The organism is Streptomyces sp. NRRL S-920 (assembly GCF_000717945.1).
Taxonomy (GTDB): Bacteria; Actinomycetota; Actinomycetes; order Streptomycetales; family Streptomycetaceae; genus Streptomyces; species Streptomyces alboniger.
This window is the reverse complement of record NZ_JODF01000039.1, coordinates 14,092-33,178: the sequence shown is the minus strand read 5'-3', so window position 1 is coordinate 33,178 and position 19,087 is coordinate 14,092. Positions and strand designations below refer to the sequence as shown.

Here is a 19,087-nt window from a genome sequence, read left to right as displayed (position 1 = left end):
CCCGGGGTGCCCCTTCTCAGGAGTTGTACGTGCTCTGCGCCCGCTCCAGGCCCTCGATGATCAGGGCCTCGGCCGCGTCCGCCGCCCGGTCCACCAGGTAGTCGAGTTCCTTGCGTTCCGTCGAGGAGAAGTCCTTCAGTACGAAGTCCGCGACCTGCATCCGGCCCGGCGGGCGGCCGATGCCGAAGCGCACCCGGTGGTAGTCGGGGCCCATCGCCTTCGTCATGGACTTCAGACCGTTGTGGCCGTTGTCGCCGCCGCCCAGCTTCAGCCGCAGCGTGCCGTAGTCGATGTCCAGCTCGTCGTGGACCGCCACGATCTGCTCGGTCGGCACCTTGTAGAAGTCGCGCAGCGCCGTCACGGGACCGCCCGAGACGTTCATGTACGACATCGGCTTCACCAGGATGACGCGGCGGCTCGCCGGACCCGGCGCGCCGATCCGCCCCTCGACCACCTGGGCCTGCGCCTTCGCGGCCCGCTTGAACTTGGCGCCCATCCGCTGCGCGAGCAGGTCGGCCACCATGAAGCCCACGTTGTGCCGGTTCATGGCGTACTCGGGGCCGGGGTTGCCGAGGCCCGCGATCAGCCAGGGGGCGTTGGCGTCGGTCGTCACGTGCATGTCTCCTTCATACGCGGCAGCCGCCGCCCCCCGAGGGAGCGGCGGCTGCCGTGCCGAATGTACGTCGCGAGGATCAGGCCTCGGCGGACGCGTCGCCCTCGGCCTCGGCCGGGGCCTCCTCGGCCTGCGCGGCCAGGACCTGGATGACGACCGCGTCGCCGTCGATGGCCAGCGTGGAGCCGGTCGGCAGCGGGATGTCCTTGGCGAGGATGGACGCGCCGGCCTCAAGGCCCGCGATGGAGACGGTGACCTCGGTCGGGATGTGCGTGGCCTCGGCCTCGACCGGCAGGGTGTTCAGCACGTTCTCGAGCAGGTTGCTGCCCGGGGCCAGCTCGCCCTCGGTGTGGACCGGGATCTCGACCGTGACCTTCTCGCCGCTGCGGACGAGGAGCAGGTCGACGTGCTTCAGGATGCCCTGACGGAGGGCGTCACGCTGCACGGCCTTCGGGATGGCCAGCTGGGTCTTGCCGTCGACGTCCAGGGAGATCAGGACGTTCGGGGTGCGCAGCGCCAGGAGCAGCTCGTGGCCCGGCAGCGTCAGGTGGACCGGGTCGGCGCCGTGGCCGTACAGGACACCGGGAACCTTGTTCTCACGGCGGACGCGGCGCGAGGCGCCCTTGCCGAACTCGGTGCGGGTCTCAGCGGTGATCTTGACCTCGGACATGTGCACTCCTCGTACAACAGGTGTCGGATGGGGTTACCCGGCCATACGACTGGCCTGCTACGAAGAGCGCGTCGATAACGGACCGCCGCACCGCGCCTCATCAGAAGCGTGTGCGGCCTCCCTCGCCGAGCAACTTCAGCAGTCTACTCGGCGACGGAGGCCGCACCAAAAGGATCTTCTGCTGGTCTTTTGCCGAGCTTCTACTGCTCGTCGAAGAGGCTCGTCACCGAGCCGTCCTCGAAGACCTCGCGCACGGCGTTCGCGATCGTCGGCGCGATCGAGAGCACCGTGATCTTGTCGAGTTCGAGCGCGCCCGGGTCGGGCAGCGTGTCCGTGAAGACGAACTCGCTCACCTTGGAGTTCTTCAGCCGGTCCGCCGCCGGACCGGAGAGCACGCCGTGCGTCGCCGTCACGATGACGTCCTCCGCGCCGTGCGCGAACAGCGCGTCGGCCGCGGCGCAGATCGTGCCACCCGTGTCGATCATGTCGTCGACCAGGACGCAGACGCGGCCCTTGACCTCACCGACGACCTCGTGCACGGTCACCTGGTTCGCGACGTCCTTGTCGCGGCGCTTGTGGACGATCGCCAGCGGCGCGCCGAGACGGTCGCACCAGCGGTCGGCCACGCGCACGCGGCCGGCGTCCGGGGAGACCACCGTGAGCTTCGAGCGGTCGACCTTCGCGCCCACGTAGTCCGCGAGGATCGGCAGCGCGAAGAGATGGTCGACCGGGCCGTCGAAGAAGCCCTGGATCTGGTCCGTGTGCAGGTCGACCGTGAGGATGCGGTCCGCACCCGCGGTCTTCATCAGGTCGGCGACCATACGCGCCGAGATCGGTTCACGTCCCTTGTGCTTCTTGTCCTGCCGCGCGTAACCGTAGAACGGCACGATGACGGTGATGGAGCGGGCCGACGCGCGCTTCAGCGCGTCGATCATGATGAGCTGCTCCATGATCCACTTATTGATCGGAGCGGTGTGGCTCTGGATCAAGAAGCAGTCGGCGCCACGCGCCGACTCCTGGTAGCGGACGTAGATCTCGCCGTTGGCGAAATCGAAGGCCTTCGTCGGCACGATGCCGACACCCAGCTTGTGTGCGACCTCCTCGGCCAACTCGGGGTGGGCGCGGCCGGAGAAGAGCATCAACTTCTTCTCGCCGGTCGTCTTGATCCCGGTCACAGCACTGTCTCCTCAGAGAGTTCTTCCCGCTGCCGTACTCACGCGTCCATATGCGTCGAGTCGGCCGAATGTGTGCACCTATCACGGTACGCCGTGTCAGACGCACCTGTTTCCGGTCAGCTTGCGCTGTCCGCCTCCCGGGACGCCGCCTCGGCCGCCTTCGCGGCCGCGCTCCCCGGACGCTTGCGGGCCACCCAGCCCTCGATATTCCGCTGCTGGCCCCGGGCGACGGCCAGTGAACCCGCCGGCACGTCCTTCGTGATCACGGACCCGGCGGCGGTGTAGGCACCGTCCCCGACCGTGACAGGAGCCACAAACATGTTGTCCGAGCCGGTGCGGCAGTGGGAGCCCACCGTCGTGTGGTGCTTGGCCTCGCCGTCGTAGTTCACGAAGACGCTCGCCGCGCCGATGTTGGAGTACTCGCCGATCGTCGCGTCGCCCACGTACGACAGGTGGGGCACCTTCGAACCCTCGCCGAGCGTCGCGTTCTTCATCTCCACATACGTACCCGCCTTGGACCCCGTCCCAAGCCGGGTGCCCGGCCGCAGATACGCGAACGGGCCGACGCTCGCCCGCTCCCCGACCTCGGCGCTGTCCGCCACGCTGTTGTCGACCCGGGCGCCCGGACCGACCTTCGTGTCCCGCAGGCGCGCGTTCGGGCCCACTTCGGCGCCCTTGCCCAGGTGCGTGGCGCCCTGGAGCTGCGTACCCGGGTGCACGACCGCGTCCCGCTCGAAGGTGACCGTGGCATCCACCCAGGTGGAGGCGGGGTCGACGACGGTGACGCCCGCGAGCATCGCCTCCGTCAGCAGCCGGTCGTTCAACGTCCGCCGCGCCTGCGCGAGTTGGACGCGGTTGTTGATGCCCGCGATCTCCTCGTGGTCCCCGGCGACGGACGCGCCCACGCGGTGCCCGGCCTCGCGCAGGATCCCCAGGACGTCCGTCAGGTACTCCTCGCCCTGGCTGTTGTCCGTACGCACCTTGCCGAGGGCCTCCGCGAGGAGCCGCCCGTCGAAGGCGAACACCCCGGAGTTGATCTCACGGATCGCGCGCTGCGCGTCGGTGGCGTCCTTGTGCTCGACGATCGCGGTGACCGCGCCGCTCTCGCCGTCGCGCACGATGCGGCCGTACCCGGTCGCGTCCGGCACCTCGGCGGTCAGCACGGTCACGGCGTTCCCGTCGCCGCTGTGCGTGGCGGCGAGCTGCTGGAGCGTGGCACCCGTCAGCAGGGGCGTGTCGCCGCATACGACGATGACGGTGCCGTCGACCGGCCCGCCCAGCTCCTCCAGGCCGATGCGCACGGCGTGCCCGGTGCCGTTCTGCTCGGCCTGGTAGGCGGTGCGCACCTGCGGGGCGACGGCCCGCAGATGCTCCTTGACCTGGTCGCTCTGGAAGCCGACGACGGTGACGAGCTGCTCGGGAGTGAGCGCGTAGGCCGCCTCCAGCACATGACCGATGAGCGAACGGCCACAGATCTCGTGCAGGACCTTGGGCAGGTCCGACTTCATACGGGTGCCCTCACCCGCTGCGAGGACGACGACGGCTGCCGGGCAGGTTGCGCTCACGGGGATGCCCTTCGGCTTCGGATGGCTGGTGCCTCTGTGGGGTGGACATCCGCAGGATACCGGGGCGTAGGGGGGTGGAAATGGGGGCGGGTCCCGACCTTGAGGTCGGGACCCGCACCGATGAGGGCTCCCCCGCCAGGACTCGAACCCGGACAGATGGCACCAAAAGCCACAGTGCTGCCAATTACACCACGGGGGAATAATCCGACTGAACCGGATATTGGCCGGTCCGCCGAATAGGCATCCAACACTATGCCGTACCAAGGGCCTTGCGTGCGACGGCAGGGGGCACCGGAAACTCACCGGAAAACCGGCATGCGACGCCCGTACGCTGGAAGACATGACCACGACGGGGGACGACCGCACCACGGCCATGACCGGGCCGTGGTGGTGGGAGAGGCGGCTCGGGGCCGCGTTGGATGTGGGGCTCGCGGTGGTGTCCGCGGCGGAGTGCGGAGGCGAGGGTGTGGTCTTCGCGCGGGACGCGGGGCTGCCGACGGCGGTCGGGGTCGGCTTCGGCGTCCTCGCGGGCGCCTCGCTGCTCTTCCGGCGGCGCTGGCCCATCGCCGTGGTGCTCATAGCCATCGCGATAACACCCGCCCAGATGGGCGTTCTGCTGACGATCGTCGGCCTCTACTCGCTGGCGGCCTCGGAGCTGCCCCGCCGGATCACCGGCGCGCTCGCGGGCATGTCGATGGCGGGCACGCTGATCGTCGCGCTGGTGCGGGCCAGCCAGGATCTGGCGAAGGAGGGTACGCATCCGCCGATCGGAAGCGAGTTCGTGCCGTTCTTCGCCGTCGCGGCGTCGATAGGCGTCACGGCTCCGCCGGTGCTGCTCGGCCTGTACGTGGGGGCGCGGCGGCGGCTGATGGAGAGCCTGCGGGAGCGGGCCGACGACTTGGAGCGGGAGCTGCAACTGCTCGCCGAGCGCGCGGAGGAGCGCGCGGAGTGGGCGCGTAACGAGGAGCGGACGCGGATCGCCCGCGAGATGCACGACGTGGTGGCGCACCGGGTGAGTCTGATGGTCGTCCACGCGGCGGCGTTGCAGGCGGTGGCCAGGAAGGACCCCGAGAAGGCCGTCAAGAACGCGGCGCTGGTCGGCGACATGGGGCGCCAGGCGCTGACGGAGCTGCGGCAGATGCTCGGGGTGCTGCGGACGGGTGACGGTGTGAAGAGCGCGAAGCCGGTGGAGCCGGTGCCGCTGGCCGCCGTGGCGCACGCGGCGGCCGCGGCGGCGTCGCGCGCGCAGGACGAGGACGGGCCGTGCCTGGCCGAGCTGGACGAGCTGGTGGGGCAGTCGCGGGACGCGGGCATGGCGGTCGACCTGTCGGTGGAGGGGGAGCCGCGCGGTTATGCCGCCGATGTGGAGCAGACCGCGTACCGCGTCGTGCAGGAGGCGCTGACCAACGTGCACAAGCACGCGGCGGGCGCCAAGACGTATGTGCGGCTCGCGCACCGCGCGGCGGAGATCGCGATGCAGGTGGAGAACGAACCGCCACCGGAGACCGGCTCGGCCGACGCCGGGCTGCCGAGCGGGGGCAACGGCCTGGTGGGCATGAAGGAGCGGGTCACGGAGCTGGGCGGGGTGTTCGTCTCGGGCCCCACGGACGGCGGCGGCTTCCGGGTCTCCGCGGTGCTCCCGGCGGCGGCCGCGGGTTAGAGGGGAGTACGGGGGCGGTGTGCGGGGGTCAGCTCGCCGTCAGCCGGGTGGGCTGGGCGCCGGTGACGAGGGTGGCCAGGGCCTGGTCGATATGGGCGCCGAGGAACCAGTCGCCGCTGTGGTCGAGGCTGTAGACGCGCCCCTCGGTGTCGATGGCGAGCAGCGCCTGGGTCTCCGTCTCCTCGCCGATGGGGCACACCGCGGAGTCCAGGGCGCGGCCGAGGTCGCCGAGGGTGCGGGCCAGGTGCAGGCCGTACATGGGGTCGAAGTGCACGGTGGCGGGCGCTATCTGGCGGCCGGGGCCCTGCGGGGCCAGGTGCAGTCCGCCGAACTCCGCCCAGGCCTCGACGGCGGCGGGGAAGACGGCGTGGCGGTGGCCCGCCGGTGAGGTGTGGCGGCGCAGGACGTCGGCCCAGATCTCGGCCTGCTTGATGTCCCAGCGCCCCTGGCGCCAGCCGGCCGCGCGCAGGGCGGCGTCCACCGGGACGGGGAAGCGGGTGCTGCCGCCCGCGGGCGCGGCGGTGGCGGCGGAGTGGTCGGCGTGCATGGGGGTGGCCCTTGTTCGGTCGGAGACGGTCGGTGTCCGGTGACGGTCAGGTCTCGGTGTTCGTCGGGTCCACGACCCGTACCCCGAAGTGCGCCGTGAGGGCCGTGCAGGAGCGGCAGGGCTGGGCGAACGAGCCGTGCAGGGGGTCGCCGTCCTCGCGGATGCGGCGGGCGGTGAGCTTGGCGTGCTTGAGGGCCTTGCGGGCCTCGCCGTTGCTCATGGGTTTGCGCGAGGCCCGTTTGGAGCGGCTCGCGTCGGCCGCCGTCAGATGGCGGGAGATGAGGATGGCCTCGGCGCAGCGGCCGGTGAAGCGTTCGCGCTGGCCGCTGGTGAGGGTGTCGAGGAAGTCCTGGACGAGCGGGTGGAGCGTGGGCGGCTCCTCACCGCGGGCCGCGGTACAGGTGAGCGTGGTCTGGCCGCGTACGGAGAGGGCGGCGGCGACGGTCGGCAGGATGCCGTCGCGGCGCTGGCGCAGGATCGGCGCGTGGGCGGCGGTGCTGCTCCAGCCGACGCGCGGGTCGCCGGACGCCGCTCCGCTCGCCGAGGCGGCTGCCGTGGTGGTCTTCGGGACGGATCCTGTGGCGGCCTTCGGGACGGATCCCGCGGCGGCGGCCATGCCGTGCCCCGTGGCGGACGCCGTCGTGGACAGCGTGTGGCCGGTCGTGCTCTGTGCCGTGTGCATCGTGCTGTTCCCCTCCCCCTTGCGCTCGCGGTCGTCACCGCGCGTGTGCCACGCCCCCGCGTCGCGGGGGACAGCCTGCCAAATGGGGCGGGTGGTGCGGAAGCTGGGGCACTGCGACACGCCTGGCTTTGCGTCGGGATTCGTCGCACGGTGACGGTCCGGTGGCTGCTGGTCATGGAACCGGAGGCCCGGTGACCGGTGCCGTCCTTGCGCATAGGCTGTGTCGGCATCCGCAGTAACGGAAGCCGCGGAAACGAAAATCCGCGGAACCAAATCCGCAGAATCAGAACTTTTCACAGTGCCGCAGGGGGCAACCGCCATGACGACAGGTCGGCTGGGGCAGCAGTCCGCGCCGCCGAACGCGGCCTACGCCGGGCAGGTCGTGCACTTCCCGGATCCGGTCCGCGCCGCCCGCCATCCCAGAGGGGTGCGGGTGGACGAGCGGGGCTATCCGGACTTCTCGCCCTACGCGCGGGCCGCCGCCGAGATCGCGGAGCCCCCGGAGGGCTTCGGCGTCGACGAACTGCGCCTGACGGACTACGTGTCGGCGAACGCGGCGCTGGCGGCGGACGGCCATGACCTGTGGGACACGATCCCCGCGGTGGCGACCCCGCACGGCTGGACCTGGCACCACGTGCCCGGCAGCCGCCGCCTGGAACTCGTACCGGTCGAGGTGAAGGCGCTCCTGCGCCACCACGGCGGCCTCGCGACGACGGCCGTGGACCAGGACAAGCGCGGCACGCGCCCGCTCCAGGAGACGCGTCCCGCGCACTTCGGGCTGCCGAAGGCCGCGGTCGCCGTGACGGAGCAGCAGGTCCAGGGCGTCGAGGAGGACCTCGGCTACCGCCTGCCGGGCGCCTACCGCTCCTTCCTGAAGGCGGCGGGCGGCTGCGCGCCGGTCGGCGCGGCGCTGGACGCCGAGTTGGGCCTCCTGGTGGACCAGCCGTTCTTCACGGTCCGGGACGAGGCCGCGGTCAACGACCTCGTATACGTCAACAAGTGCCTGCGCGACCACCTCACCAAGGACTACCTGGGAGTCGGCTTCGTGCAGGGCGGGCTGCTCGCGGTGAAGGTCAAGGGGGACCGGGTCGGCTCGGTGTGGTTCTGCGCGTACGACGACGTGCGGGACGTCTCGGAGGCGGCGGCGTGGCCTCCCGCGGAGCGGGTGCGGCGGCTGCTGCTGCCGTGCGGCGACGATTTCGACGCGTTCCTCACGCGGCTCGCCGGCAATCCGCCGGAGCTGGAGACCGTGGCGAACCTGATGGTGGACGGCGGCTTCGCGCGCGCCGTCCCCGTGTCCTCGGCTGGGGAGTGACTAGGCGATGGTGACCTTCGCGCAGGCGCAGGAGCGCGCCGAAGAGTGGATCAACGGCGAGGTGCCGGGCTACCAGCACCGTGAGGTGCGGGTCCGGGAGTTCGACCTCGGTTTCGTCGTCTGGGCCGAGGACCGCGAGGACGGCCCGGTGTCCGACGGCGGCGGCCAGCGGCTGGTCATCGCCCGGGACAGCGGCGAGGCCACGCTCTGGCCCGCGCTTCCCGTGGGCGAGGTGATCCGCCGGTACGAGGAGGAGTACGGGCTCCCGGACGCGGCACCGCAGGACGCGGTGGTGCCGCCGCCCGAGCGGGTCGACCTCAATCAGACGTCCTTCCTGCTGACGCCTCCGGAGTGGCTCCAGGAGGCGGCGGACAAGATGGGGATCCCTGATCGGCGGGAGCCCGGTTCGCAGGGCGGGGTGGTTTCCGGCGACGAGGGGCCTGGCGGCGAGGTGCCCGCTGACTCGGTGCCCGCTGACTCGGTGCCTGCCGCCTCGGTGCCTGCTGCCTCGGTGCCAGACGAGGTGGTGCCCGATGACGCGGAGCCCGGCGCGGGGAGCGCGGTTCCCGTGGCGCCGGACGGCGGTACGGCGTGGCCCGAGGCCGGTGCTCAGGCGGCGGACGCCGTGCCCGCCCGCGACGACAGCCTGCCCGTGACCTCGCCGGGCGTGCCGGTGGGCGCGACTCCGTGGGCCGGTACGGACACCAACGCCGATGGTGGCGAGGACCTTTCGGTGCCGGCGCCCGCGACGGTGTTCGCGCCGCCGCTGGTCTCCGGGGACGGGGACGGCCCGCCGTCGCCGGGTGTGGCGCCGGAGGCCAAGACGGCCCTGATGCAGGGAGGCAGCCACCTCCCGGCGACCGCCATCGCCCCCGCTCTGGACACCCCGCCCCCGTCCGCGGGACCGGCCACGCCGCCGCCGGACGCGGGTGCGCCGGACGCTTCGGCGTACGGGTATCCGCAGGGGCCCGGCACGCCGGGTGCCGCCGGGGCGAACGCGCCGCTGCCGCCCGCCGGTTCGCCGGTTCCGCCTCCGCCGCCGGGTGCGCCGGACGCCTCGGCGTACGGCTATCCGCAGGGACCCGGTCCTGCCGGTGCCCCGGGTGCCCCGGGTGCCCCGGGTGCCCCGGGTGCTCCGGGTGCCCCGGGTGCTCCGGGTGCTCCGGGCGCCTCTGGGGGCGGTGCGCCGCTGCCGCCCGCCGGGAGTACGCCGCCGCCCTCGGGGCCCGGCGCACCCGGTACCCCCGCCGGTGGGTACGTGCCGACGCAGCTCGTCTCCTCGCTCGGCCCCGGCGGCCCCGAGGGACCCAAGCCGCCTACCGCGCCTGCCGCGCCCGGTGCGCCTGGTGCTCCGCAGCCTCCCGGGCCGCCCGGCGCTCCCGGTACGCCTCCGGGGGGTGTGCATCACGCCGCGACGATGTTCGCCGACGCGAGCCTCGGCGGTCCGAGCGCGCCCAAGCCTCCCGGTCCTCCCGGTGCTCCGGGTGCGCCTGGTGCGCCTGGTGCGCCTGGTGCTCCGCAGCCTCCTGGGCCGCCCGGCGCTCCTGGTACGCCTCCGGGGGGTGTGCACCACGCCGCGACGATGTTCGCCGACCCGAGCCTCGGCGGCCCGAGCGCGCCCAAGCCTCCGGGCGCTCCCGGGGCTCCCTCCGCTCCCGGTGCCCCGGGCGCTCCCGGCACCCCGCCGCCCCCGGGCGGCGGCGTCCACCACGCCGCGACGATGCTCGCGGGCCCCGCGGTCGGCGGTCCGGGCGGTCCCGGTATGCCGCCTCCGCCCGCGCCCGCTCCGGCACCCGTACAGCCCGGCCCGCCCGGACAGCCGTACGGCTATCCGCAGCCGCCCGTCGGCATGCCGACCGTGGGCCCCGGCTACCAGGCCGTGCTCCGCTACCGCGCGGCCGACGGGTCCGAGCAGCAGGTCATCCGCCGCTCGGCGCCCGGCACCCCGCACCCGGAGTGGCAGATCCTGCACGAGCTGCGCGGCATGAACGTGCCCCCGCAGCAGGTCCTGGAGCTGCACACCGAGCTGGAGTCCTGCGAGCTGCCGGGCGCGTACTGCGCCCGCATGATCCGTGAGACCTGGCCGCAGGCGCGGATCACGTCCATCGCCCCGTACGGCAGGGACCACGCGTCCCGCCAGGGCGGCATGCGGCAACTCCTCGCGCACCAGGGCGAACTGCACCAGGTCGCGGACGGCCCGGCCCGCCCGGCGCCGGTGCGCGCGCCGTTGCAGCAGCTGCCGCCCGTGCCCCCGGTCCCGCCCGAGGGCGTCGCGCAGGAGCTGATCGCGGCCTTCGGGCCGGGCGTCTTCCGCTTCGACCAGCGGGCGGTGTCCCGGCAGGGCGTGCCGGACATCGTGGCGCACACCCTCGTGGTGGCGGGTCTGCCCGTCGACTTCGGGCCGTTCTTCTGGGCGCAGGCCCAGCCGGGCCGGCCGGTGCCGACGCTGGCGGAGCTGGCGCAGGAGCGGGGCGTGCAGCCGGCGTCCGACGCGGGCTCGTACCTGGTGATGGGCAGCGACTTCGGGCGGGCGCTCTGCGTCCAGTACGGGACGGCGAACATCGTGGCCGTGCCGGTGGAGGCGGGGCCCGGCGGTGCCCCCGTGCCGCCGCAGTTCGTGAACACGGGGCTGCCCGAGTTCGCGCGCTGCCTGGCGCTGCTCGGCCGGATGTGGCGGCTGCGGTTCGGGCTCAACCAGGAGCAGGCGGGCCGCTGGACCGTCGACTTCCAGAACCAGCTGGCCGCCCTCGACCCGGCGGCGCTCGCGTCGCCGGAGAGCTGGTGGTCGGTGCTGCTGGAGCAGATGTGGGACGGGCTCCTGTAGCGGGGGCGTGAAGTACGGGCGTACGGACGTACGCGGAAGGCGCTCGGCCCGCGTGACGGGGCGGGCGCCTTCCGCCATCCCGGTTCCGGCTTCCGGCGGCGATTGCCGCATCCTTGACCGGGTGGAGTGGGCGGAGTGTCGCGTTATGAGCGCTTCCGTTTGATCCATCAAGATGTGCGCCAATCGCGCTGTACGTGCGAGGTACGTCGGAGAGGGGTTCCCAGGATGAGCAGCAGCGGTGCATCGCCGTCGCCGCACGGCTTCACCACCGTGCGTGGGCGCGGCTACCGTCCCCAGCAGGTGGAGGCGTACGCCGCCGGACTGTCCGAGGAGCGGGACGGGGCGTGGGAGCGTGCCGCCCGGCTGACCGTCCTGGCCAAGGACATGGAGGTCCAGGCCGAGCAGCTGCGGGACGCGGTGTCGCGGCTCGCCCCCCAGACGTACGAGACGCTGGGGGAGCGGCCCCAGCGGATCCTCGCGCTCGCCGAGGAGGAGGCGGCCGCCGTGCGGGAGGCGGCTCGCGCGCAGGCGCAGGCCGTGACCGGGGACGCCGAGGCCGGGGCGCGCGGGGTGCGGGAGGCGGCTCGCGCGTACGCCGATGAGGTGGGCGCCGATGCCGACGAATGGGTCAGGCGGCGGCTGCTGGACGACCGGGCCACGGCCGACGACGCCCGGATCTCCGCGCGGCGGGACGTGAAGGAGTGGCGCGGCGAGGCGCTGGCCGCGCTGCGGGAGATGCGGCAGCGGTGCGAGGGCCTGCTCGCCGAGCAGCAGAAGGAGCAGGCCGAGCGGTGGGAGGCGGCCGAACGGGAGTTCGCCGAGCGCGAGGCGGCGTCCGACGCGCGGGACGCGGAGCTGATCGCCGCCGCCGAGGCGCGGCTCTCCGCGGCCAAGCGGGCCTTCGCCGAGGTGGAGGAGGCCGCGCGGCACGGGCAGGAGGACGCGCAGGCGCGGGCAGCGGAGATCGTCGCGCAGGCGCGGGTGCGGGAGGAGCGGGTGGTCCGGGAGACGGAGCGGGTGCTGCGCGAGCACGGGGAGCGGTGGGACGAGGTGCGGGCGCACATGGACCACGTGCGCAGCAGCCTCGCCGCCCTCACGGGCAGGGCCCCCGCGGAGGACACTCCCTAGCCGGTGCCCCCGCGGATCCCGTCAAGGCCCGCCGCTCCGCGGCGGATGTCTCCCACCCACCCACCCGTTTACCCCGCGCTGCTTCGGTGCTGAGAACCCCGTGGGGACTCCGTGTCCCGCAGTACGGGAAAACGCCGCGGGGCGAGGAGGACCAGGACGAGGACCGCCAGCGCCGCCGCGCACCCCGCCCCCACGTACACCGCATCGACCGCCCCGTCCACCGCCCGCCGCAGGCGCTCGCGGTCCGGGTCCGAGACGGACCCGGGGTCGTCCAGGACGCGCGCGACCGAGTCCAGGGAGCCGGAGCCGCCGAGCCGTGCGCTCAGGACGCCGTTGGCCACCGCTCCGAAGAGCGCGGCGCCCAGCGTCTGGCCGATCTGGCGGCAGAAGAGGATGGACGCGGTGGCCGTGCCGCGTTCGGCCCAGTCGACGGTGGACTGGACGCCGACGACCAGCGGGAGCTGGAAGACGCCGAGCGCCGCGCCGAGGAGCAGCATGATCAGGGCGGGCTGCCAGGCCGAGCCGGGGTAGGGCAGCAGGGGGAAGGCGAACAGGATGAGGGCCGCCGCCGAGCTGCCGACGATCGCGGCGTTCCGGAAGCCGATCCTGCGGTAGACGTGCTGGCTGAGCGCGGCCGAGACGGGCCAGCTCAGGGTCATGACGGAGAGCACGAATCCGGCGGCGACCGGGGCGAGTCCGAGCACGGACTGGGCGTAGGTGGGCAGGAAGACCGTCGGGGCGACCATGAGCAGCCCGAGCGCGCCGAGCGCGAGGTTCACCGCGGCGATGGTGCGCCGCCGCCACACCCAGCCGGGGATGATCGGCTCCGCGGCCCGCCGTTCGACGAGGACGACGAGGGCCACCAGCGCGAATCCCGCGCCGAACAGCGCGAGCGAGGGCGCGGAGAGCCAGGGCCAGGCGACGCCGCCCTGGACGAGCGCGGTCAGCAGGACGCCGCCGCAGGCGAAGACGGTGAGCGCGCCGGGCCAGTCGACGCGGCCCCGCGGGACCTTCTCGCGGTCCGGCTCGTGGAGGTGGCGCACGATCAGCCAGAGGGCGAGCGCGCCGATCGGCAGATTGATGAGGAAGATCCAGCGCCAGTCGGCGCAGGAGGCGATGAGGCCGCCGAGCGCCGGGCCCGCGACGGCCGAGGTGGCCCACACCGTCGACAACCGCGCCTGGATCCTGGGCCGTTCCTCGAGCGGGTACAGGTCGGCGGCGAGCGTCTGCACGGTGCCCTGGAGGGCGCCGCCGCCCAGGCCCTGGAGGACGCGGAAGGCGATCAGCGACTCCATGTTCCAGGCGAGCGCGCACAGCGCCGAGCCGAGCAGGAACAGCACGCTGCCCGCGACGAGTACGGGCTTGCGGCCGAAGGTGTCGGAGAGCTTGCCGTAGACGGGCAGGGTGACGGTGGCCGCGAGGAGGTAACCGGAGAAGAGCCAGGAGAAGATCGGGAAGCCGCCGAGGGAGCCCACGATCTGCGGGACCGCGGTCGACACGATCGTGGCGTCGACGGCGACCAGCGCCATGGACAGCATCAGCGCGGCGACGACCGCGCCCCGCCCGCCGCCCCCGCGCCCGGCCCGTATCGCGTCCTGTGTGCCCACGGCGATCCCTTCCCCCTGCACCGGTTGCTCCGGGCCACCTTCCCATCCGGTGGGGCTGCGGGGCAGGGGGGTGGCAACCCCGAGAGATCTCCGTGGGCGAGGGGGAGATCCCCTAGGGGGAAGTCCGTAGAACGGACGGGGGAGGGCTCGTACCACTGGAGGATGAGCGGGCCCCGCGGCGGTCCTTAGATTGTCCTTACGACGCACCCGGGGGGCCGAGCGGCGGGCGTACCGCACCTCGGAAGGTGGGGTTTACCCCCGGAAAAGACTGCGCTGAGCACCAGCGCGCCGGGGCCGTCGGGACACCAGACTGAAGCGCGCGGCGCAGACACCCGGCTCACCGCAGGACCGACATAGGAGACTTACCGTGACAACGGCTGTGACCACACCCAGGCACGGGGGCACTGGAGGGCGTACGGCCGTGGCGGCACGGGCGCGCCAGGTCGTGAAGGCGTACGGCTCGGGGGAGACCCGGGTCGTCGCGCTCGACCACGTCGACGTGGACATCGCCCGCGGGCAGTTCACCGCGATCATGGGCCCCTCCGGCTCCGGCAAGTCCACCCTGATGCACTGCCTCGCGGGCCTCGACACCGTCACGTCCGGCCAGATCCACCTGGACGAGACCGAGATAACGGGCCTGAAGGACAAGAAGCTCACGAAGCTGCGCCGGGACCGGATCGGCTTCATCTTCCAGGCGTTCAACCTGCTTCCGACGCTGAACGCCCTGGAGAACATCACGCTGCCGATGGATATCGCGGGCCGCAAGCCCGACCGCGCCTGGCTCGATCAGGTCGTGGAGACCGTCGGCCTCGCCGGGCGCCTCAAGCACCGCCCCACCGAACTGTCCGGGGGCCAGCAGCAGCGCGTCGCCGTCGCCCGCGCCCTCGCCTCCCAGCCCGAGATCATCTTCGGTGACGAGCCGACCGGAAACCTCGACTCCCGTGCGGGGGCGGAGGTGCTGGGCTTCCTGCGCCGCTCGGTGACCGACCTCGGCCAGACGATCGTGATGGTCACGCACGACCCGGTCGCCGCCTCGTACGCGGACCGCGTGCTGTATCTGGCCGACGGCCGGATCGTCGACGAGATGCACCACCCGACCGCCGACCAGGTCCTCGACCGCATGAAGTCCTTCGACGCGCGGGGGCGCACCTCATGACCGTCCTCAAGACCTCGATGCGCAACTTCCTCGCGCACAAGGGCCGTATGGCGCTGTCCGCCGTGGCCGTGATCCTGTCGGTGGCGTTCGTGTGCGGCACGCTCGTCTTCTCCGACACGATGAACACCACCTTCGACAAGCTCTTCGCGGCGACCTCCGCCGACGTCACGGTCTCCCCCAAGTCCGCCGGGGAACCCGACGACGGGCCGCGCAGCGGCAGGCCGGAGTCGATGCCCGCCTCCGTCATCGCCGAGGCGAGGAAGGCCGACGGCGCCAAGGACGCCGAGGGCGCGGTCGCCAGCCAGAGCGTGACGGTCGTCGACTCCGACAACAAGGACCTGGGCCCGAGCAACGGCGGCCCGACCATCGCCGGCAACTGGACGCGCAACGACCTGCGTTCGATGGAGATCACCACCGGCCACTCCCCGCGCGGCCCCACCGAGGTGATGATCGACGCCGACACCGCCGACAAGCACCACCTGAAGATCGGCGACAAGCTGCGGACCATCGCCGCCACCGGCGACCACACCGCGTCGATCAGCGGCATCGCCACCTTCAAGGTGACCAACCCCGGCGCCGCGATCGTGTACTTCGACACCGCCACCGCCCAGCGCGAACTCCTCGGCGCCACCGGCCGGTTCACCCACGTCAACGTCACCGCGGACACCGGCGTCAGCGACACGGCGCTGAAGCGGAACGTCGCGAGCACCCTGGACAAGGCCTCGTACGACATCAAGACGCAGAAGGAGACCGCGGACGCCAACCGCGAGGACGTCAGCGCCTTCCTGAACGTCATGAAGTACGCGATGCTCGGCTTCGCCGGGATCGCCTTCCTCGTCGGCATCTTCCTGATCATCAACACCTTCTCGATGCTGGTCGCCCAGCGCACCCGCGAGATCGGCCTGATGCGCGCCATCGGCTCCAGCCGCAAGCAGGTCAACCGCTCCGTGCTCGTCGAGGCGCTGCTGCTCGGCGTGGTCGGATCCGTCCTCGGCGTCGGCGCGGGCGTCGGTCTCGCCGTCGGCCTGATGAAGCTCATGTCCGGCATCGGCATGAAGCTGTCCACCGGCGACCTCACCGTCAACTGGACGACCCCCGTGGTCGGCATGGTCCTCGGCGTCGTCGTCACCGTCCTCGCCGCCTACCTCCCCGCACGACGGGCCGCCAAGGTCTCCCCGATGGCCGCCCTGCGCGACGCGGGAACCCCGGCCGACGGCAGGGCGAGCGTGCTGCGCGCCGTGCTCGGCCTGATCCTCACCGGAGTCGGCGGCCTCGGCCTGTACGCCGCCTCGCGGGCCGACGAGGCCAAGGAGGGCTCGCTCTTCCTCGGCGGCGGTGTCGTGCTCACCCTCATCGGCTTCGTCGTCATCGGCCCGGTGCTCGCCTCCGGCGTGGTCCGCGTGATCAGCGTCGTCCTGCTGCGCGCGTTCGGCCCGGTCGGGCGGATGGCCGAGCGCAACGCCCTGCGCAACCCGCGCCGCACCGGCGCCACCGGCGCGGCCCTGATGATCGGCCTCGCGCTCGTCGCCTGCCTCTCCGTGGTCGGCTCCTCGATGGTCGCCTCCGCCACCGACGAACTCGACAAGTCGGTCGGCGCGGACTTCATCGTGCAGGGCAAGGGCGGGCTCACGGCCGAGGCCGAGCGGGCCCTCACCAGGACGCCGGGCGTCGACCACTTCAGCCGCTACAAGGACGTCGGCGCCGACATCACCACCCCCGACGGCAAGGTCACCAAGGGCGCGGGCCTGAGCGCCACCGACCCGACCTACGTCAAGGACCTGCGCCGCGAGGCCGTCTCCGGTGACGTGTCGGCCGCGTACGGCAAGGACGCCATGTCCGTGGGCGAGGACTTCGCCGACAAGCATCGCCTGAAGGTCGGCGACACACTGAAGGTCGCCTTCGACGACGGCCGCACCGGTGAGCTGAGGCTGGCGGCGATCACCTCCGACGACGGCTCCCTCGAAAAGGGCGCGATGTACACCGCCATCGCCACCGCGGAGCGGTACGTGCCCGCCGACCGGATGCCGCTCACCGAGATGGTGCTCGCCGAGGCGGCCGCCGGGCAGCAGGACAAGGCGTACGAGGCGCTCAAGAAGTCGCTGGCCACCTACCCGCAGTTCGAGGTCATGGACCAGACCGACTTCAAGCAGACCCTGAAGGACCAGGTCGGCCAGTTGCTGAACGTGGTCTACGGCCTGCTCGGCCTCGCGATCATCGTCGCGATCCTCGGGGTGGTGAACACCCTCGCCCTCTCGGTGGTCGAGCGCACCCGCGAGATCGGCCTGATGCGGGCCATCGGCCTCTCGCGCCGCCAGCTGCGCCGCATGATCCGCATGGAGTCGGTGGTCATCGCCCTCTTCGGCGCGCTGCTCGGCCTCGGCCTCGGCATGGGCTGGGGGGCGACGGCGCAGCAGCTCCTCGCCCTGGAGGGGCTGAAGATCCTGGAGATCCCCTGGCCGACGATCATCGCGGTCTTCGTCGGATCCGCGTTCGTGGGCCTGTTCGCGGCGCTCGTCCCGGCCTTCCGGGCGGGCCGGATGAACGTCCTGAACGCGATCGCGACCGAGTAGCCACCGCCACGGGGGTGCGGGGGAGCACCGGCCCCGGCGGGCGCGCGAGTCGCGTCCACCGGGGCCGGTGCGTCGCTCAGGAGCGGGTGCCGGGCTCTCGGTCCCGGCGCAGCAGGACGTATCCGTAGGCGGTGTCCGCGGGCACGTACTTGGCGCCCGGGTGCAGCTTCTCGGCGTAGGCGACCGGGTCCTTCGTCCAGCCGGACCGCACGTCGAGGGCGACGTACTGGGGGACGACCGGGCGGGCCGCGCCCACCCAGAAGACGCGGGCGCGGGAGGTGAGCCTGCTGATGGGCCCTATGTTCGCCTCGACGGTGGCGCCGTCCGGCACCCGGTCGAGCATCTTCTCCACCGCGACGACGCGCTCGCTCTTCTCGTACGTCTTCGCCTCGGTGAGGCCCGCGAGCGGCAGGGACGTCGTCAGGGCCAGCGCCGCGGCGGCCGCGCAGGCCGGCAGCCGGTCGGCGTACTGGCGCAGCCACGGCCGCTCACTGCGGCGGAGGATGTCGACGGCGTCGACGAGGGCGAGCAGGACCACCGGCATCAGGACGGCGCTGTAGTGCCAGTCGGTGCCCCAGTAGTGGTCGTCGGCGGAGAGGAAGCGCCAGCCGAGCGTGGGCAGCGCGACGAGCAGCAGCGGTGAGCGCAGCGCCAGCAGCCCGGTGGTGGGGACCAGCAGCCAGGCGAGCGTGCGCAGCTTGGTGTCGAGCCCGCCGAACGCCCCCGCGGCCGCGCCGCCCTCGCCGACCTTGTCCCAGTAGTCGTACGCGCCCCCCGAGTTGAACGCCGGAATGACCAGGGTGAGCGTGACGAGCGTCGCGACGGCGCCGAAGGCCATGACGGCCAGGGCGTAGGGCACGGCCCTGGAGTGGCCGCCGCGGTGGGCCCGGACCGCCACGACGAGCGCGATCGCGGCGAGCGTTACCCCCAGGTCCTCCTTGACGAGGACCAGCGGCAGCGCCCACAGCAGCGCGGCCCGCCAGCGCCTGCGCAGCAGGGCTTCGAGGGAGAACGCGATGAGCGGTACGGCGAAGCAGATCTCGTGGAAGTCGAAGTCGGCGGCGCGCTGGATGCCCCAGGAGAGCCCGTACGCGATGCCCACGGCGAGCCCCGAGCCGCGCCCGAGCAGCCGCGTCGCCGCGCGGGTGACGGGAATCGCGGAGACGGCGAGGAGCAGCGCCTGCGCGACGAGCAGTGTGAGGGGCGAGGGGAAGAGCCGGTAGGCGGGCGCGAGGAGCGCGGTGACGGGGCTGAAGTGGTCGCCGAGGATGTTGGCGCCGGGCCCCTTGAGGTCGGCGACCGGCACCTGGAGGTGCGCGTAGGCCCGCACGGCCTGCTCGAAGATCCCCAGATCCCAGGAGCGGCTCTCCATGCGCCGGTAGCGCCCGACGGACACGGTGGCGTACGCGAGGAACAGCGCGGCGGCGAGAAGATACGGGACGCGGTCCCAGACGGAGCGGGTCCCCTTGCGGGGGCCGGGAGAGGTCTGGTCCCGCGACGGTATGAGCCCGTCGCCGCGCACCGGGGCGGGGGCGTCGGACTTGGCTCCGGGCATGGGGTGCGCTTTCTGGTCGG

Annotated in this window: 14 protein-coding genes and 1 tRNA gene; 6 read left to right on the top strand and 9 right to left on the bottom strand. The window is 72.7% G+C overall.

What is annotated here, in order from left to right:
* Positions 1-16 precede the first annotated feature (16 nt).
* From pth to IG54_RS0125105, 5 genes are all read right to left on the bottom strand, one after another.
* Positions 17-619: an aminoacyl-tRNA hydrolase gene (pth, locus tag IG54_RS0125125; RefSeq protein WP_030788739.1), complete on the bottom strand. Its 603-nt coding sequence runs from the start codon at positions 617-619 to the stop codon at positions 17-19.
* A 73-nt stretch (positions 620-692) separates the two neighbouring features.
* Positions 693-1,283: a 50S ribosomal protein L25/general stress protein Ctc gene (locus IG54_RS0125120; protein ID WP_030788732.1), complete on the bottom strand. Its 591-nt coding sequence runs from the start codon at positions 1,281-1,283 to the stop codon at positions 693-695.
* A 200-nt stretch (positions 1,284-1,483) separates the two neighbouring features.
* The gene (locus IG54_RS0125115; protein WP_030788729.1) at positions 1,484-2,458 is read right to left on the bottom strand and encodes a ribose-phosphate diphosphokinase; all 975 of its coding nucleotides are present in this window, start codon (positions 2,456-2,458) and stop codon (positions 1,484-1,486) included.
* 116 nt (positions 2,459-2,574) lie between these two features.
* Positions 2,575-4,023, bottom strand: coding sequence for a bifunctional UDP-N-acetylglucosamine diphosphorylase/glucosamine-1-phosphate N-acetyltransferase GlmU (gene glmU, locus IG54_RS0125110; RefSeq protein ID WP_030788726.1), 1,449 nt, complete (start codon positions 4,021-4,023; stop codon positions 2,575-2,577).
* A gap of 127 nt (positions 4,024-4,150) precedes the next feature.
* A tRNA-Gln gene (locus tag IG54_RS0125105) sits at positions 4,151-4,222 on the bottom strand.
* Positions 4,223-4,363: 141 nt separating this feature from the next.
* Here IG54_RS0125105 and IG54_RS0125100 point away from each other — a divergent pair.
* Positions 4,364-5,683 (top strand): sensor histidine kinase, encoded by a 1,320-nt coding sequence (locus IG54_RS0125100; RefSeq protein ID WP_030788723.1) that lies wholly within the window; start codon positions 4,364-4,366, stop codon positions 5,681-5,683.
* 28 nt (positions 5,684-5,711) lie between these two features.
* Here IG54_RS0125100 and IG54_RS0125095 read toward each other — a convergent pair whose 3' ends face one another.
* Positions 5,712-6,230: an SUKH-3 domain-containing protein gene (locus IG54_RS0125095; protein WP_030788719.1), complete on the bottom strand. Its 519-nt coding sequence runs from the start codon at positions 6,228-6,230 to the stop codon at positions 5,712-5,714.
* 46 nt (positions 6,231-6,276) lie between these two features.
* Positions 6,277-6,912, bottom strand: coding sequence for a YwqJ-related putative deaminase (locus tag IG54_RS0125090; protein WP_234336340.1), 636 nt, complete (start codon positions 6,910-6,912; stop codon positions 6,277-6,279).
* 319 nt (positions 6,913-7,231) lie between these two features.
* On the opposite strand from IG54_RS0125090, the gene IG54_RS0125085 reads away from it, so the two are divergent.
* The 3 genes from IG54_RS0125085 to IG54_RS0125075 all read left to right on the top strand — a co-directional run bounded on the left by IG54_RS0125085 (position 7,232) and on the right by IG54_RS0125075 (position 12,179).
* Positions 7,232-8,227, top strand: coding sequence for an SMI1/KNR4 family protein (locus IG54_RS0125085; protein WP_030788714.1), 996 nt, complete (start codon positions 7,232-7,234; stop codon positions 8,225-8,227).
* Between the two features lie 7 nt (positions 8,228-8,234).
* Complete coding sequence (locus IG54_RS0125080) at positions 8,235-11,051, top strand: SUKH-4 family immunity protein (protein WP_030788711.1); 2,817 nt, start codon at positions 8,235-8,237, stop codon at positions 11,049-11,051.
* A 225-nt stretch (positions 11,052-11,276) separates the two neighbouring features.
* Entirely contained in the window at positions 11,277-12,179 is a 903-nt protein-coding gene (locus IG54_RS0125075; protein WP_030788707.1) for a hypothetical protein, read from the top strand.
* Positions 12,180-12,247: 68 nt separating this feature from the next.
* On the opposite strand, the gene IG54_RS0125070 is transcribed toward IG54_RS0125075, so the two are convergent.
* Positions 12,248-13,786 carry an MFS transporter gene (locus IG54_RS0125070; RefSeq protein ID WP_234336339.1) on the bottom strand — a complete coding sequence of 513 codons (1,539 nt, stop codon included), beginning with the start codon at positions 13,784-13,786 and terminating at the stop codon, positions 12,248-12,250.
* Positions 13,787-14,153: 367 nt separating this feature from the next.
* Here IG54_RS0125070 and IG54_RS0125065 point away from each other — a divergent pair, with 367 nt between their 5' ends.
* The gene (locus tag IG54_RS0125065) at positions 14,154-14,942 is read left to right on the top strand and encodes an ABC transporter ATP-binding protein (RefSeq protein WP_030788704.1); all 789 of its coding nucleotides are present in this window, start codon (positions 14,154-14,156) and stop codon (positions 14,940-14,942) included.
* Positions 14,939-17,512 carry an ABC transporter permease gene (locus IG54_RS0125060; RefSeq protein ID WP_030788702.1) on the top strand — a complete coding sequence of 858 codons (2,574 nt, stop codon included), beginning with the start codon at positions 14,939-14,941 and terminating at the stop codon, positions 17,510-17,512. Before IG54_RS0125065 ends, IG54_RS0125060 begins: the two co-directional genes overlap by 4 nt.
* A gap of 76 nt (positions 17,513-17,588) precedes the next feature.
* Here the strand turns inward: IG54_RS0125060 and IG54_RS0125055 are convergent, their stop codons facing one another.
* Positions 17,589-19,067 carry a DUF2079 domain-containing protein gene (locus IG54_RS0125055; protein WP_078594459.1) on the bottom strand — a complete coding sequence of 493 codons (1,479 nt, stop codon included), beginning with the start codon at positions 19,065-19,067 and terminating at the stop codon, positions 17,589-17,591.
* Positions 19,068-19,087: the final 20 nt, after the last annotated feature.

Bases quoted from the DNA above. Each gene is read 5' to 3' on its own strand.
- IG54_RS0125120 (WP_030788732.1), bottom strand. From the start codon at position 1,283: ATGTCCGAGGTCAAGATCACCGCTGAGACCCGCACCGAGTTCGGCAAG.
- IG54_RS0125055 (WP_078594459.1), bottom strand. From the start codon at position 19,067: ATGCCCGGAGCCAAGTCCGACGCCCCCGCCCCGGTGCGCGGCGACGGG.
- IG54_RS0125085 (WP_030788714.1), top strand. From the start codon at position 7,232: ATGACGACAGGTCGGCTGGGGCAGCAGTCCGCGCCGCCGAACGCGGCC.
- IG54_RS0125100 (WP_030788723.1), top strand. From the start codon at position 4,364: ATGACCACGACGGGGGACGACCGCACCACGGCCATGACCGGGCCGTGG.
- IG54_RS0125060 (WP_030788702.1), top strand. From the start codon at position 14,939: ATGACCGTCCTCAAGACCTCGATGCGCAACTTCCTCGCGCACAAGGGC.
- IG54_RS0125075 (WP_030788707.1), top strand. From the start codon at position 11,277: ATGAGCAGCAGCGGTGCATCGCCGTCGCCGCACGGCTTCACCACCGTG.
- IG54_RS0125080 (WP_030788711.1), top strand. From the start codon at position 8,235: ATGGTGACCTTCGCGCAGGCGCAGGAGCGCGCCGAAGAGTGGATCAAC.
- pth (WP_030788739.1), bottom strand. From the start codon at position 619: ATGCACGTGACGACCGACGCCAACGCCCCCTGGCTGATCGCGGGCCTC.
- IG54_RS0125095 (WP_030788719.1), bottom strand. From the start codon at position 6,230: ATGCACGCCGACCACTCCGCCGCCACCGCCGCGCCCGCGGGCGGCAGC.
- IG54_RS0125090 (WP_234336340.1), bottom strand. From the start codon at position 6,912: ATGCACACGGCACAGAGCACGACCGGCCACACGCTGTCCACGACGGCG.